General features: G+C 43.0%; 9 protein-coding genes. 2 read left to right on the top strand and 7 right to left on the bottom strand.

Annotated features, from left to right (window positions below):
• The first annotated feature begins 105 nt into the window (after window positions 1–105).
• The gene (locus PPIS_RS09145; RefSeq protein WP_010378871.1) at window positions 106–3,030 is read left to right on the top strand and encodes a TonB-dependent receptor domain-containing protein; all 2,925 of its coding nucleotides are present in this window, start codon (window positions 106–108) and stop codon (window positions 3,028–3,030) included.
• 109 nt (window positions 3,031–3,139) lie between these two features.
• On the opposite strand, the gene PPIS_RS09140 is transcribed toward PPIS_RS09145, so the two are convergent.
• The gene (locus PPIS_RS09140) at window positions 3,140–5,476 is read right to left on the bottom strand and encodes a helicase-related protein (RefSeq protein ID WP_010378874.1); all 2,337 of its coding nucleotides are present in this window, start codon (window positions 5,474–5,476) and stop codon (window positions 3,140–3,142) included.
• Window positions 5,477–5,779: 303 nt separating this feature from the next.
• On the opposite strand from PPIS_RS09140, the gene PPIS_RS09135 reads away from it, so the two are divergent.
• Complete coding sequence (locus tag PPIS_RS09135) at window positions 5,780–6,604, top strand: M90 family metallopeptidase (protein ID WP_010378876.1); 825 nt, start codon at window positions 5,780–5,782, stop codon at window positions 6,602–6,604.
• 73 nt (window positions 6,605–6,677) lie between these two features.
• Here the strand turns inward: PPIS_RS09135 and PPIS_RS09130 are convergent, their stop codons facing one another.
• The 6 genes from PPIS_RS09130 to olsF form a co-directional block, all read right to left on the bottom strand.
• Window positions 6,678–8,501 carry a DEAD/DEAH box helicase gene (locus PPIS_RS09130; protein ID WP_010378878.1) on the bottom strand — a complete coding sequence of 608 codons (1,824 nt, stop codon included), beginning with the start codon at window positions 8,499–8,501 and terminating at the stop codon, window positions 6,678–6,680.
• A gap of 129 nt (window positions 8,502–8,630) precedes the next feature.
• Window positions 8,631–8,894: a GrxA family glutaredoxin gene (locus PPIS_RS09125; protein WP_010378880.1), complete on the bottom strand. Its 264-nt coding sequence runs from the start codon at window positions 8,892–8,894 to the stop codon at window positions 8,631–8,633.
• A 94-nt stretch (window positions 8,895–8,988) separates the two neighbouring features.
• The gene (locus tag PPIS_RS09120) at window positions 8,989–9,267 is read right to left on the bottom strand and encodes a peptidylprolyl isomerase (protein ID WP_010378882.1); all 279 of its coding nucleotides are present in this window, start codon (window positions 9,265–9,267) and stop codon (window positions 8,989–8,991) included.
• A gap of 60 nt (window positions 9,268–9,327) precedes the next feature.
• Window positions 9,328–11,391 carry a TonB-dependent receptor plug domain-containing protein gene (locus PPIS_RS09115; protein ID WP_010378884.1) on the bottom strand — a complete coding sequence of 688 codons (2,064 nt, stop codon included), beginning with the start codon at window positions 11,389–11,391 and terminating at the stop codon, window positions 9,328–9,330.
• A gap of 109 nt (window positions 11,392–11,500) precedes the next feature.
• Window positions 11,501–11,983, bottom strand: a complete 483-nt coding sequence (locus tag PPIS_RS09110) for a TlpA family protein disulfide reductase (RefSeq protein WP_010378887.1) — start codon at window positions 11,981–11,983, stop codon at window positions 11,501–11,503.
• A gap of 83 nt (window positions 11,984–12,066) precedes the next feature.
• Window positions 12,067–13,788 carry a bifunctional ornithine lipid synthase OlsF gene (olsF, locus tag PPIS_RS09105; RefSeq protein WP_010378890.1) on the bottom strand — a complete coding sequence of 574 codons (1,722 nt, stop codon included), beginning with the start codon at window positions 13,786–13,788 and terminating at the stop codon, window positions 12,067–12,069.
• Between the last annotated feature and the right edge of the window lie 58 nt (window positions 13,789–13,846).

Here is a 13,846-nt window from a genome sequence, read left to right as displayed (position 1 = left end):
TCGATACGATAACTTAACCAACTCTGAAAATGATATCTAAGTGTGTTTAAGGTGTTGTTTTTAAATAGGTTTTTTTATACATAAAAATAAAATCAGGGATCAATCATGTTGAATAATAAAGTAAGCAAAGCTGTTCGTTTAGCAATCGCTTTCGGTGCAGCTGCTACCGCTGCAGTAGCAAGTTCATCTGCGCTAGCTGAAGAAAATTCAGAAGCAGGTGTAGAGCGCATTCAAGTAACAGGTTCAAAAATCAAGCGTCAAGGCTTAACATCTCCAACACCTGTGACAGTAATTACAGGCGAGCAATTAGTTGCTCAAGGTATTACAAACGTAAATGACCTTTTACGCGACTTACCTGCTGGTGAAGTTGGTAACTCTCCAGAAACAACAACAAATACTATTTATGCGAGTGGTTTGAACACTTATAACCTTCGTAACCTAGGGTCTAGCCGTACACTAGTTTTGGTTGATGGCCGTCGTTTTGTTGGCTCAGGTCCGACAAATAATGCCGTTGATTTAAATAACATTCCAGCGTCAATGATCGACAGAATTGAAGTAACAACTGGTGGTGCATCTGCTGTATATGGTGCAGATGCTGTTGCAGGTGTTGTTAACATCGTTACTAAGAATTCTTTCGACGGTGTTAAAGTTCAATTAGATACGCGTCGTCCACAACAATCTGGTGGTGAGCGTGATAGTATCTCAATTACTGGTGGCTACGAGGGAAGCGATTTCAGCTTTATCTCTACACTAGAATACAACGACGCAAAATCGCTAGCTAAGATGGATCGTGATTTCTTCAGAACGCCTGTAGAAACATTTAGAAATCCAGCAAATAAGACAGATACAGACTTCATTCCACGTATGCTTTCTCACGAACGTCGTGAAGGTTATGCACTATATGCAAGTCAAGGTAACTTCTTACTAGGCCCATTTAATGCTGATACGATTGATAACCGTAACTACACATTCGATTCAAATGGCAACATTAGAAGCTTTGACTATGGCGAAGGACGTTTACCTGACTTTGATCCAGCAAACCCAGTATTAAACTACGTCGAGACAGATGAAAACCCTGGTGATGGTATTCGTCATGGTTATCGTGAATTCTTTAATACGCCGTTGGAGCGCATCACTTTTGGTACAAACTTCGAGTACCGCTTTGCTGATGAGCATAGACTAACTGCTGGTGTTTTCTACGGTAAGTCAGAGTCAGCAACAGAGTCATCACCATCTTTCCACAGACATACTATTCGTCGTGACAATGCTTATATGAAGCAAGATATGAAAGACTTGCTTGATAACTATGAGAACGCAGATGGTGAAGTTAGCCCTGTTTCCAGCGTAACACTTTACCAAATGTCAGATAAGCTAGGTAACCGTGAGTTTACGCAAGACCGTGAGTCATTGAACTTCAGTATTGGTGTTGATGGTTTAATTACTGATGATTGGGCTTACAATGCCTATGTTCAATATGGTAAAAACGAAAACGAATCAGTTTGGAAAGGTGAAGTATACACTCAAAACCTAGCAAATGCTGTTGACGCTGTACTTCTTGACGGCAATGTTGTTTGTGCGGACAGAGATGCAGATGGCAATGTTGTTGGTGCTTTAGCAGGTTGTACTCCATTGAATGTAATGAACATTCAGGATCTGACAGCAGAACAAGCAAGCTACATTCTTACTGAAGCGTCTAACGTACGTAGCGCTGAAATGTATTCTGCAGGTGTGACTGTCGATGGTGTTGTATACGAATTACCTGCAGGTCCACTTTCAACTGCAATCTCACTAGAGCGTAGAAAGAACGAATCTGAAGCGACTCCTAGCGAAAATATGCAAGCGGGTACGATCTTTAACAATTCAAGTCAGCCTTTTAAAGCAGACATTTCTGTAACTGAAGCATCGGTAGAATTCTCTATCCCACTAATTACAGATATGGAGTACATTCAAGACCTGACTCTCGAAACTGCGTATCGTTACATGGATTATTCTGTAACAGGTAGTGATAACGCTTGGAAATTAGGTGTAAACTACACTGTGAATGATGAATTATCATTCCGTGCTACACGCTCTAAATCTGTACGTGCTCCAGACTTAGGTCAGTTGTTTACAAATAAGTCAACAACTTATGGTACAAGATCTGACGTATGTACCGCAGAGTCAATTAGCAGCTCAACATCTCGTTATATCGATAACATTAAGAAAAACTGTGCGGCTGATGGCGTACCAGTCGACTTCCAGCCTTCGCAAGAGTGGAGAACTGGTGGTTCACTGAAAGGTTATATTGATGGTAACCCAGATTTAGAGAACGAAGTGTCTCAAGATTTAACGGTTGGTTTTGCTTATTCACCAAGCCAGATTGAAGGCTTTGATATTACACTAGATTATTGGGAATTTGAGATCTCTGGTGCGTTAGCAACTTTCGACGAAGAAGTAATTGAACTTTGCTATGAATCAGAATCACTTGATAATCCGTTCTGCCCTAACGTTATTCGTGACCCAAATACTCGCGAAATCACAGAATTCTATCAAAGAGCACTGAATGCTGCAGTAATCAACAGAAAAGGTGTTGATTTTGAATCTCAATATCGCTTTGATGCACTAGGTGGTGAGATTGTTACTGGACTTACTGCGACTTATAATATTTTATCTGATGAAAATACAACTGGTCGTTTAGAAGACTATCGTATTTACACAGGTGAAGTTGGTACACCTCGTGTGAAAGGCCGACTAAACATTAAATATCAGGCTGATACTTATTTCGTAGGTGCAACAGTTAACTACCGCTCTGCTACTGTAAATGATCGTAATGACTGGACGCCTGAAACAAATAATTATAACGATGTGTCTTCGTATACTCGAGTTGAAGTGCGTGCTGGTGTTGATATTACTGAAGATTTCACAGTAACGGCTCGTGTTAAGAACTTGTTTGACGTTAAGCCTCCAAGAACTCCTGATACATATGATGATGGTGAATTCTTTGACATCTACGGACGTACTTTGTCTTTAAGTGCTTCTTACACGTTCTAACTTGAGATGCTCTAGAACTAGAGCATCAGGTTAGTACTGAGAACAAAACAAAGCGCCTAGTGTAACTCTAGGCGCTTTTCATTTTCATTAGAATCAATACACGGCTTTTCTAACTTACATCGACCACTTTACTCGCTTTACGGTAGCGTATTTTGAAGCCACTCCAGGCTGGCAGTTCCCACCTCTTTGGTGCCTCTTTCCTTGTACCGCTGATATAAGTAATTTCGATTCTTTTCCCTTTAAAGTTATAGCTTACTTCCATAGTCAGCTCTGGAATTGACCAGGTTAGCGGGAACTTTTCAACAAATGGTGTTAACTTCCACGTTTCAACTTCATTGAATAGCAAGTCTTGTTCGCTGATTAGCTCTACATCGTCATAGCTTTCTATACCAAGCGCCGTTAGCTTCTCACTTAAAAACGAGTCGAGTGTGGGCACAAGTTCACTGCATTCGTAGAATTGATAGAATAATGCAGTCTGCTCAATACTGGCTTCTACTTGCTTGGCCAAACCTGAAAACAGCGTATTATTTTGGATAAGAAATACTAAGGCATAAACAACATCCTTGGGGTTATCAAGGCGCTTAGTTTGTTGGCCTAAAACCTCGTCACTGTAATGTGTAATAAACTCACCCCAAAGCTCATCATTATCAATATAGGCTGAGCGTAATGTTTGGCTGCCGAGGCCCATTTCAAGTAATTGCTTTTTCGTTAGTAGCGCATTACACATCGCGAGTGTCTTGGCTTGCTTGATACCTTTACTTGCGAGTGAAAAAGTATCTAATACCAGTAATGCTTCTGCCTGTTCCGGTACGCGAGTATGGTTTGAAGGTATGACTTCAGCTAAGCCATTATTAAAACCATTACGACGGTTTTGCTTATTGATATAAACCCAATGTGGCATTAGCTTAGCTAACTCAATGACCAGTTTGTCATGATCAAAACTGGCTGCTTTATCCAAAGGAGGTAGTGCAAATGCTTCACGCAATTGCGTGCTAAATTGCTGTGCTTCTGTGAGCGCCTCAGGCGTAATATCAATTAATTCTTCAGTTTGTCCTCTCACCACCGCGATAGCGATTTCTATATCTGAGCCTCGAGTAAATCGGTTATTTAATCTTGTTAAGCGCTCCACATCATTCGGTAGCTGGTAGACTCGTGCTGGTACAGACAGTAGCGAAATTAGGTCAATAGCCGCTTGGCGTAGCGTGTTTGAGGTCAGTTTATGGATCACATAACCAAACTCAAAATCGACGGGCAGCGGGTACAGCAGCTTGCCAAACGGAGTTGCTATATTTTGTTCATCAATGGCTTCTAATGTAATTAGCTGTTGTTTAGCTTTATTTAGTGAGCTTTCTGGGAGTGGGTCGATAAAATCAATAGACGAGACGCCTGTTGTTGCACAGCCCGCCGCAAGCACGAGTTCTGCCAATGATTCTCTTTGGATCTCAGGCGGGGTGCTGTCTATCAAAGGCGCATACTGGCCATATAACCGGATACATAGTCCCGGTTGCGTGCGTCCTGCACGTCCTAGACGTTGCTTTGCCGAATCTCTTGCAATCGCATCTAAGCCTAATACGGTTTTTCCAAGGCGTAAATGAGTACGACGCTCAAGCCCTGAGTCAATCACGCAAGTGACATTGGGAATAGTGAGCGAGGTTTCGGCAACATTGGTTGCGAGAATAATTCGACGTGTACTTTGTGCGGTTAATACAATGCGCTGAGCTTCTGGACTGCAGCCACTATATAAACCAACGATAGTCGCTGGCAGCGTTTTTACTTTAGCTAAGCTTGCTTGGATCTCGGCCTTGCCAGGTAAAAAGACTAAAATATCGCCTTGGCAATGTTCCAATGCGTATTGGCAAGCTGCAAAAACGCGAGTATCGAGTTGCTCTTTCTGGGGCATAGTTCTTGGATCAGAGGCGTGAAAACACTCTTCAACGGGGTAAATGAACCCTTCTGACTCTAAGATCGGGGCGTCTAAATAAGAGGCTAATTTTTGGCTGTTTAACGTCGCCGAGGTAACAATTAGTTTGTGTGATTGAGCCTGCCTTAAGAGCGCTAATAATAAGTCCATGTCCCAGCGTCTTTCATGAAACTCATCCAACATAACGGCGCTGAATTCTGCAAGTTTGCTCTCAAAAAACCATCTTAGTGCTACACCAGGCGTCACATAAACTACCTGAGTGTCTGGTGAAAACTTCCCCTCAAACCGAATAGCAAAGCCCACCTTTTCACCAAGCGGTGAGCCACTTTGAGCCGCAACATATTCAGCTAAAGAGGTACAAGCAATACGCCGAGGCTCAATGACTAATACTCTGCCATGTTGTGAGGCCCAAAGCGGAAGTTGGGTCGATTTGCCTGAGCCTGTTGTGGCACATACCACAATCGCATTTTGTTCGTTTAGTGTTTGAGTAAACTGAGGCTGTAAAGATTCAATGGGTAAAGACATAGCAGTTCATTTGCATTTTTTCGCCATAGTACCAAAGTTTGCTTGAAAAAGTGGGAGTCAGTACCAATTAATATTTGATAGATTATTCAACCTGAACTCGGAATAGGAAGTTAGGGAACTGATATAAAATACGCTTTCTAACATTATTCAACTCTAGCCAGATGTTCTTTCGTAATACAAGGCAAATTTGAGCGTCAATAGCTAGCCTATTGCAAACAAATTTAACGCAGTAGTCAGGAATAACAACTGCTAGAGAACAAGTTATTATTCCTAGTTTAGGTTATTTTATAAAGGCCAAAAGCCATGATAGAAATATTGCTTATTGTCGGCCTTATTCTATTTGTTTCTCTGTATTGGAACTGGGAAAAAATTCAAAGACTGCAGTGGCAAAGGAAATACCGAGATCAAACACTTAGCGCGTCAGATAAGCAAGTATTGCTAAAATACATGCCTATCTATCGTAAGATGACAGATGCTGACCGCACACAGTTAGAAAAACATATTGTCTGGTTTCTTGGCGAGAAGCGGGTATTGGGTAGGGATGGGTTAACGGTGTCACGACCGATGACCTTAATTATTGCTGCAGATGCCTGTTTACTGGTTCTTAAGCAAGCTTGGCCACTCTATCCCAACGTCAAAGAAATATTACTGTATCCCAGTAGCTATTACGCGCCACAAACTGCTAGAGATGGTGCTGGTTTGGTTAGTTTTCACCAAACCGTTCGTCAAGGAGAGTCTTGGCCTGGAGGTACTTTAGTACTGAGTTGGCACGATGTACTTGAGGGAAATCGATTGCCTGAGGATGGTCACAACTTAGTATTTCATGAGTTCGCCCATCAACTTGACCAACAAACTGGTGCGACGAATGGAACGCCTGCGTTACCTGTAGGAATGAGTTACCAAGACTGGGGGAGGGTGCTATCAAAGGCCTACAAGCACTTAAAAATGCAGCTGTCTTACAATATGCCTCATGCTATTCATTCATACGGCGCAACAAACGAAGCGGAGTTTTTCGCCGTGGTCACAGAAACCTTTATTGAAAAGCCCCATGAACTCAAACAGGAAAACCCAGAGCTATATAATTTGTTAAAAGACTACTATCAGTTTGAACCAAGAGATTGGCAATAACATTAAAGCATAACTGACACTAGCTAAGATAAAAAAACCGCTCAATTGAGCGGTTTTTTCTTAAGAGCGTCGATTAAGAAAAGCTAATTTCTTTTCTTTCGCGCTTTTCTCTTCTTTGACCTTCAGGACGGCGTTTATCGCCACCGCCACTACGTGGGTCTTTAAAGCTACGCTTACGGTCTCTTTGCTCTTCGCCTCTGCCTTGACCTTGGTCAGCAGGGTGAGTGCTCTTAGTCATGTTCATAGGGCGTTGACAGATGTGAACGCTCTTGAAGTGGCTAAGTACATCACTTGGCATATTCTGCGGCAATTGAACCGTGCTGTGTTCATTGAACAGACGGATTTCACCGATGAACTTGCTTGAGATATCCGCTTCGTTTGCGATAGCACCAACGATGTTCTTAACCTGAACACCATGATCACGACCCACTTCGATGCGGTAAGTATCCATTGGACCTGATGCACGATCACGGCTACGAGATTTGCGTTCACCACGCTCGCCACGTTCACCACGGCTACCATCTCTTTCGCGACGCTCGCCACGACGGTCGTCACGTTCTCTACGCTCACGTTGTTGAATTTGAATATCTTCAACTTTCAGCGGCGTTTGCTGCTGTGCAAGACACAATAGCGCTGCTGCTAAGTCTTCTTGGCTCAGCTCTAGCTTTTGTGCAAGGCCTGATGCCACTTTTGAGAAGAACTCAATGTCTTTGTGCTCAAGCGCTGTAGAGATCTTAGTCTCTAATGCACCAATACGCTTTTCTTCAACGACTTTCGCACTTGGTAATTCAACCTGTGCAATATCAGAGCGCGTATGGCGCATGATGTTTTTAAGTAAATAACGCTCGTTGTTCTTCACGAACAAGATTGCTTTACCTTGACGACCAGCACGGCCGGTACGACCGATACGGTGAACATAAGCTTCACAGTCTTGTGGGATATCGTAGTTAACAACCAGGCTTAGACGCTCTACGTCAAGACCACGTGCCGCAACGTCAGTTGCGATAACGATATCTAGTAAGCCGCTCTTTAGACGGTCTACTGTGCGCTCACGCGCCTGCTGGTTCATGTCGCCGTTGAGCGGTGCAGCTGAGAAGCCTTCACGCTCTAGTAGCTCTGCAAGCTGAACAGTGTCATTACGTGTACGTACGAACACGATAGCACCGTCGTAATCTTCCGCTTCTAAGAAACGTACGATCGCTTTGTTTTTGTGTGCAGTTGCACGCCAGTAAACTTGCTCGATCGTAGATACTGTAGAGTTACGCGGTGTGATCTTAACTTGTTCAGCGTTGTCTAAATACTTATTACAGATTGATTGGATCTGCTTAGGCATAGTCGCAGAGAACAAACAAGTTTGCTTCTCTTCCGGTGTTTTCTCCATGATGCTTTCAACATCATCGATAAAGCCCATGCGTAGCATTTCATCTGCTTCATCAAGTACAAGTGCGTTTAGACCAGAAAGGTCAATCGTCTTGCGGTTGATGTGGTCAATCAAACGACCTGGTGTTGCCACAATAATTTGGGCACCACGGCGTAGAGCACTTAGCTGAATGCCGTAGCTTTGACCACCATAAAGCGCTAGTACTTCAACGCCTTTAGTATATTTAGCATATTGCTGAAATGCTTCAGCAACTTGAATAGCTAGCTCACGCGTTGGCGTAAGCACAAGAGTTTGCGGTTGTTTAACGGATGCGTCTACTTGGTTTAACAATGGCAGTGCAAATGCTGCCGTTTTACCTGTACCCGTCTGCGCTAGTCCCAGTACGTCTTTTCTTTCTAGCAATAACGGTATACATTGAGCTTGGATCTCAGAAGGTGTTTTATATCCCAGCTCTTCGACTGCTTTTAAGATTGCAGGAGAAAGGTCTAAAGATTCAAACGTAACTGGTTCTGACATTAATGCGCCTCAACTATTTTAAAGAGGCGCGCATTGTACAGGAAAGATAAAATAAAAGCTTGCATAAAATCACACTATTTTATATGTGCCTGATATTGGTTAAAATTTAATCTATGTGATTTTGCTAATTTACTGGTAAAGGCCTAAATTTGCTTTTGCATAGGCTTCAAATTCAGTAAAGCCGCCAATGTGATCTTGGTCGATAAAAATCTGTGGTACGGTAGGGCAAGGTTTACCCGCTGACTTTTCAAGATCGGCTTTGCTTACGCCTTCCTTGATAATGTCAACATAGCGAAAATTGAAGTCATCGCGCTCTTGCGTTAAACGCTCAGCCACTTCTTTTGCACGAACACAAAACGGGCAACCTTCACGACCAAAAATAACAGTAAACATATTCTTTTTCTCCTCTAAACGGTTAGCTTCAGTATAGAGGATTAATCATGAAGGTAAATTAAGTTAAAATGATGAGATTAATCCAAAAAAGCGATTAACTCCGATAGACGGTTTTGATCAAGTGGAAGCCGAACTTGGTTTTCACAGGGCCGTGCACTTCAAATAACGGCTTTTTGAATACCACATCGTCAAAGGCCTTCACCATATCCCCTTTATTGAACTCACCAAGGTCGCCACCGCGCTTTTTTGAAGGACAAAGGGAATGTTGTTTAGCCAATTTGCCAAAGTCAGCACCTTTGGCTAGTTTGGCTTTGATGTCTAAACACTCTTTTTCGGTTTTTACTAAAATATGATAGGCGCACGCTTTAGGCATGAAGGGACTCTCATTATAAAAATAAATGCGATCATGCAGAGCTTGCGCGCCTATGGCAAGTTAAAATGTTACGCTGAAGCCAATAGAAGGACGCATTTCAAAGTCATCGCTTTCCTCTTCTATATATAAATCATTGATTGATTTGACTCTATCGTAGTCAAGGTCAACATAGGCAGTATTGTCTTGGCCATATGCATTCATTAGCTCCAAAATTAGCTTGCCATCGAGACCAAATAATTCTGTTTTGCGTTCAAAACGAATATCTAGGCGGTGATAAGTGTCAAAACGCTCTGAGAATGGGTCGCCATACACAGGCAAGTAGCGGTTCGCAAATTCAGGATTCTCTTTTACACCCACAATTGGGGTATAGGCTTGACCGCTGCGAGCGGTAAAGTTAAAGCCTCCAGACCACTTTCCACCAAAGTCATAGTGGAACACGGCATTCAGAATAAAAGGGGTATCGGCATAATAGTCACGCTTAATGCCAGTTAGCTCATCCTCACGCTCACTTTTTGCAAGGCTTACAGCAATCCAACCATACCAGTCATCGGTTTTGTTTTTGTTAACAATAAAATCAACACCGTAGGCTGTACCGGAAGTCCCATTGATATAGTTTACTTGAGATAAGGGGGCACTTTTTGGCAGGTCATCCATGGTTTTATAATAGGTCTCGACGGAATATGACCACTCATTATCCAACTCCTGTTTAAAACCTAAGGTATAGTGAGTTGAACGCTGAGCTTCAAGTTCCGGGTTACCAACAACAGGTAATATGTATTCAAGGTCTTGAATGCGGGTGTAAGTGCCAGCCTTGGCTGAGATCACTGTGTCATCGTTATAGAAGTAATTGAGCGCAAGGCGTGGATGGACAATCGTCTCATCACTGTAGTCATAATATTCACCCACTATTCCTAATTCACTTTGCCAGTTTGGTGAAAATTGCCAAACGTGATTAACCCCAATAAAGGCAGAATCTGTTCCAGCACTCGATGTGCCCTTAATCCTTTCTCCTTTATTTAGGTCACAGTCGGGGTCAAACTCGGTGCAAACATAGTTAAAAGCATCGTAGCGGTAGGTGGATTTTTTGTCGTAGTAGCCGGCATCTGCAATGACACGTTGCTCTTTATTTAGTTTATAACTGGCTCGTACTTTATAACTGAGTTGTTCTTCTTCAAAATTTTCAAAGTAGCCATCAGATAAAGTCGCGCGTTGACCATAGCGCATAGTGGCTTGGTGATTGAGATAACCGACGCCTGCGCGAATATGTAGGTCTTTGGCGTAGTGGTCCCACAATATGTTCTGACTATTAAATTTACGAATATAGCGAGCATCGCCCTGATATTCTGGGGTTTTAAGGGCAAGATCTGACGCGCCTGAAAACCCAGCCGCAACCGAATCCTCCGCGCCATTGATATTTACCGTTAAGGTATTATTTGCATTGATATCCCACAGCCACTTGGCTTGGTAATCGTGATCATCCGGTGGATCGTTAATGGTGATCCCTGTTGGCTTGCCATCATCGTCCTCAAGCTCCTCGCCATCACTGAAAAACAGCGGTAGGGTACTTTTTCTTGCTGACACATAGAATGCAGAATTTTCAGTTGCTTTACCTTCAACAAAAATACCTGCGTTAAACATGGTTAAATCAAGTGTGGTGGCAATATTTTGGTATTTTGGATTACGCAGCGTGACGTCAAACACGGCACCAGTGGCATTGCTGTAACTGGTACCAAATCCGGCAGAATTCAGCTGAAAATCTTGAATTGTATTGCGGTTGAAAATAGAGCTGCCGAAATCGTGAAAGATATATCCTGCGGGCATAAAGTCCACTTCAAAGATATTGTCGTCAGGAGAAGAACCTCGCACGGCAGGTGCGCCCATAGAACCACCCGCAGCAACAACGCCAGGTAGAGCAAAAGCAGCCCTGAGCGGGTCGCCCATGGCTCCTGGCATGTCTACAAGTTTTTGCGCATCTTCGGTAATTTCTGAAATAACTGAGCTGCGTTTATAAATAACTTCGATGTGTTCAATTTTCTCCTCATCGGCTAATGCATGATTGCCAAGGGTAGTGCAGAGCACGAGGAGTGAAATTTTACTGAGCGTAAAGTGTGGGGCGTGGCGCATGGTCGGCTTCCTATTCATCCTTTGTTAAGATGTGCGTTAGCCTAAACGAAATAATTGTTGATTAATTTCAGAGAGTCGTAATTAACTGTAAGCGGTTTATTTAGGTTTCTTACAATCTCGCTCGGATCCCTATCTCGGATGAGTAACCAACAGAGCGCTCGGTTATTTTGAAGTCTTCATCAAGTACATAATAGGTAGGGTAAGCCTGCACTTTGTACGCTTGTGCCGTGGTCTGATTGCCGAGTAAGACGGGCATGTCTAATTGTAGATCGCTGACAAACTTTGTTACTTCTTCGGTGGAACGATAATCCAACGCAATCGCTACTGCTTTGACTTTGCCTTGCTGATGTAGTTTATCAATATTCGGCATGCTCACTCGACATACGCCGCACCAAGGCGCAAAAAAATACACGATACTTTGTTGACCTTTAAGCTGAATAGAGGAATAAGTTTGCTTGGATTGTAAAATGGGTAGGTGAAATGGCGGCGCCGTTTGTTCTCCCGAGTCGGCAAGCATGTTTCTTTCTTGATAGGCTGAGACGGCGAAGAACACCAGCACAATGATGAAGGCTTGGCCAAGTAGTTTGAGCATACAAATGATCCCGTGATAACAGTAAGCAACAATAAAGACCGCAGTGTAGCGATCTTTATTACAGCGGATCAATGTATTTGAGCTTAACCGTACGGGTTGTCGCCTAGGTAGCGTTTCGCTTTTTGCTCTTTTAATTTCGCTAAGTCAACGAGTACCAGACCATCGATGCAGTTATTAAAATCAGGATCTATACTAAAGCTCAGAAAATTCACGCCTTGCTCTTCGCAAAGCTCCGTATATTGCTTAAATAATGTAGGGACTTGAGCACCCATATTAGCAAGAATATGTTTGAGCTCTGCGAAATCTTCTTTGATGTCATCGCCACTAAACATGTGTTGATAACGGTTAAGCTGATCATTACTTAGCTTCATTTCGTTGTTCGGCGTGGCGATACCTGCAAGGTTTGAAAAGTAATGTTGGTAGTGATACACCAACATGGCTTTTGCTTCATCCGGTAACGCGTTTGAAAGGCTGACTGCACCAAACATATAACGGTGTTCTGGGTAGCGCTTTACGAATGCACCGATCCCATACCACAGGTAATCTAGGCTCTTGCGACCCCAGTACTTGGGCTGCACAAAGCTGCGACCAAGTTCGAGGCCTTTTTCAAAGTATGGGGTCATGGCTTCACTGTACGAAAACAAGCTGTCGGTATAAAGCCCGGCTTGCCCGTGTTCTTCTATCACTTGCTTGGCACTTGCAAGGCGATAGGCACCCACTAGCTCAAGTTGTTTCGTGTCCCATAACAACAAATGGTGGTAGTGCATATCGTACTTATCGATATCACGACGATTACCACTTCCTTCTCCCACGGCCCTAAAGGCAATTTCTCTAAGGCGTCCAAGCTCTCTAAATATCACCGAGCTGCCGGTGTATTGGTAAACGTATATTTGCATGCCATCGGGTGTTTCACCGATACATTCGCACGCTTCCACTGCCTTTTTAAGTTCTTTGCGATTTTCTGGAACTGCAATAGGGGTTTGTGTTTTGAGTGGCAGTGGCTTTTTACTGGCAAGGCGATAAAGTTGTTTGCGAATAAGCGCGACTATCTCTTTGTCTTTAAGGTTATCAATAAGATAAGACTCTGGAGGAATACTGGCGCCTATTTCAAATTCTAGCGACTTTTGCCTTTGTTTAAACATCTCTTTGACCAATAATAAACTGGCTAAAGGCTTATAAATCATACTGGTGCCGTAAAAGAGCGGACTGTTTTTCGCTTTGATAAAAATGGGTAGAATGGGGCAATTGGCTTTTTTAGCCATTCTTAAAAAGCCAGAGTTCCATTTGCAGTCTTTAATACCGGTTGGGCTTAAGCGAGAAACTTCACCAGCTGGGAAGATAAGTAGCGCTCCCTCAGACTTTAAATGCTTGTGAATGTTTGCCAGCTCTTGTTTTTTACTGGTTCCTGAGAGGTTATCAACAGGCAGTAATAGGGGATGCATTGGTGTAACCGACATCAACATCCGGTTAGCAACAACCTTTAAGTCAGGCCGTACTTGCGCCAGCACTTTGATTAGTGCCAGTGCATCTAAAGAGCCAATAGGGTGGTTTGCGACGATCACCACTGGACCTTCGCTTGGGATATGCTCTATTTGCTTTGGTTTAAAGCGAGCGTCAAAATCTAACTCATCGAGCACTTGTTCAAGAAACTCGAGTCCTTGCAAATGAGGGTAGGTGTCAGCAAACGCGACAAACTCTTGCTCATGCAAGAGATAACCAAGCCCTTTTTTTACTAAACCTTTTACCTTTGGGGAGTTTTCAAGTTGTGGAAGATTTGCTTCAATGACTTTATCTACACTGATCATTTTTCATCATCTGTTGGCGCTTTTTTGCAAGAGTAAAAACTATTAATGACAAGCATGT

Origin of the sequence: Pseudoalteromonas piscicida (assembly GCF_000238315.3) — a bacterium.
GTDB classification, from domain to species: Bacteria; Pseudomonadota; Gammaproteobacteria; order Enterobacterales; family Alteromonadaceae; genus Pseudoalteromonas; species Pseudoalteromonas piscicida.
Note: the sequence above shows the minus strand (reverse complement) of the source record. Positions and strands in the feature narration are given on the sequence as shown.

Coding starts and splice junctions, on each gene's coding strand:
- PPIS_RS09145 (WP_010378871.1), top strand. CDS start 106: ATGTTGAATAATAAAGTAAGCAAAGCTGTTCGTTTAGCAATCGCTTTC.
- PPIS_RS09140 (WP_010378874.1), bottom strand. CDS start 5,476: ATGTCTTTACCCATTGAATCTTTACAGCCTCAGTTTACTCAAACACTA.
- PPIS_RS09135 (WP_010378876.1), top strand. CDS start 5,780: ATGATAGAAATATTGCTTATTGTCGGCCTTATTCTATTTGTTTCTCTG.
- PPIS_RS09130 (WP_010378878.1), bottom strand. CDS start 8,501: ATGTCAGAACCAGTTACGTTTGAATCTTTAGACCTTTCTCCTGCAATC.
- PPIS_RS09125 (WP_010378880.1), bottom strand. CDS start 8,894: ATGTTTACTGTTATTTTTGGTCGTGAAGGTTGCCCGTTTTGTGTTCGT.
- PPIS_RS09120 (WP_010378882.1), bottom strand. CDS start 9,267: ATGCCTAAAGCGTGCGCCTATCATATTTTAGTAAAAACCGAAAAAGAG.
- PPIS_RS09115 (WP_010378884.1), bottom strand. CDS start 11,391: ATGCGCCACGCCCCACACTTTACGCTCAGTAAAATTTCACTCCTCGTG.
- PPIS_RS09110 (WP_010378887.1), bottom strand. CDS start 11,983: ATGCTCAAACTACTTGGCCAAGCCTTCATCATTGTGCTGGTGTTCTTC.
- olsF (WP_010378890.1), bottom strand. CDS start 13,788: ATGATCAGTGTAGATAAAGTCATTGAAGCAAATCTTCCACAACTTGAA.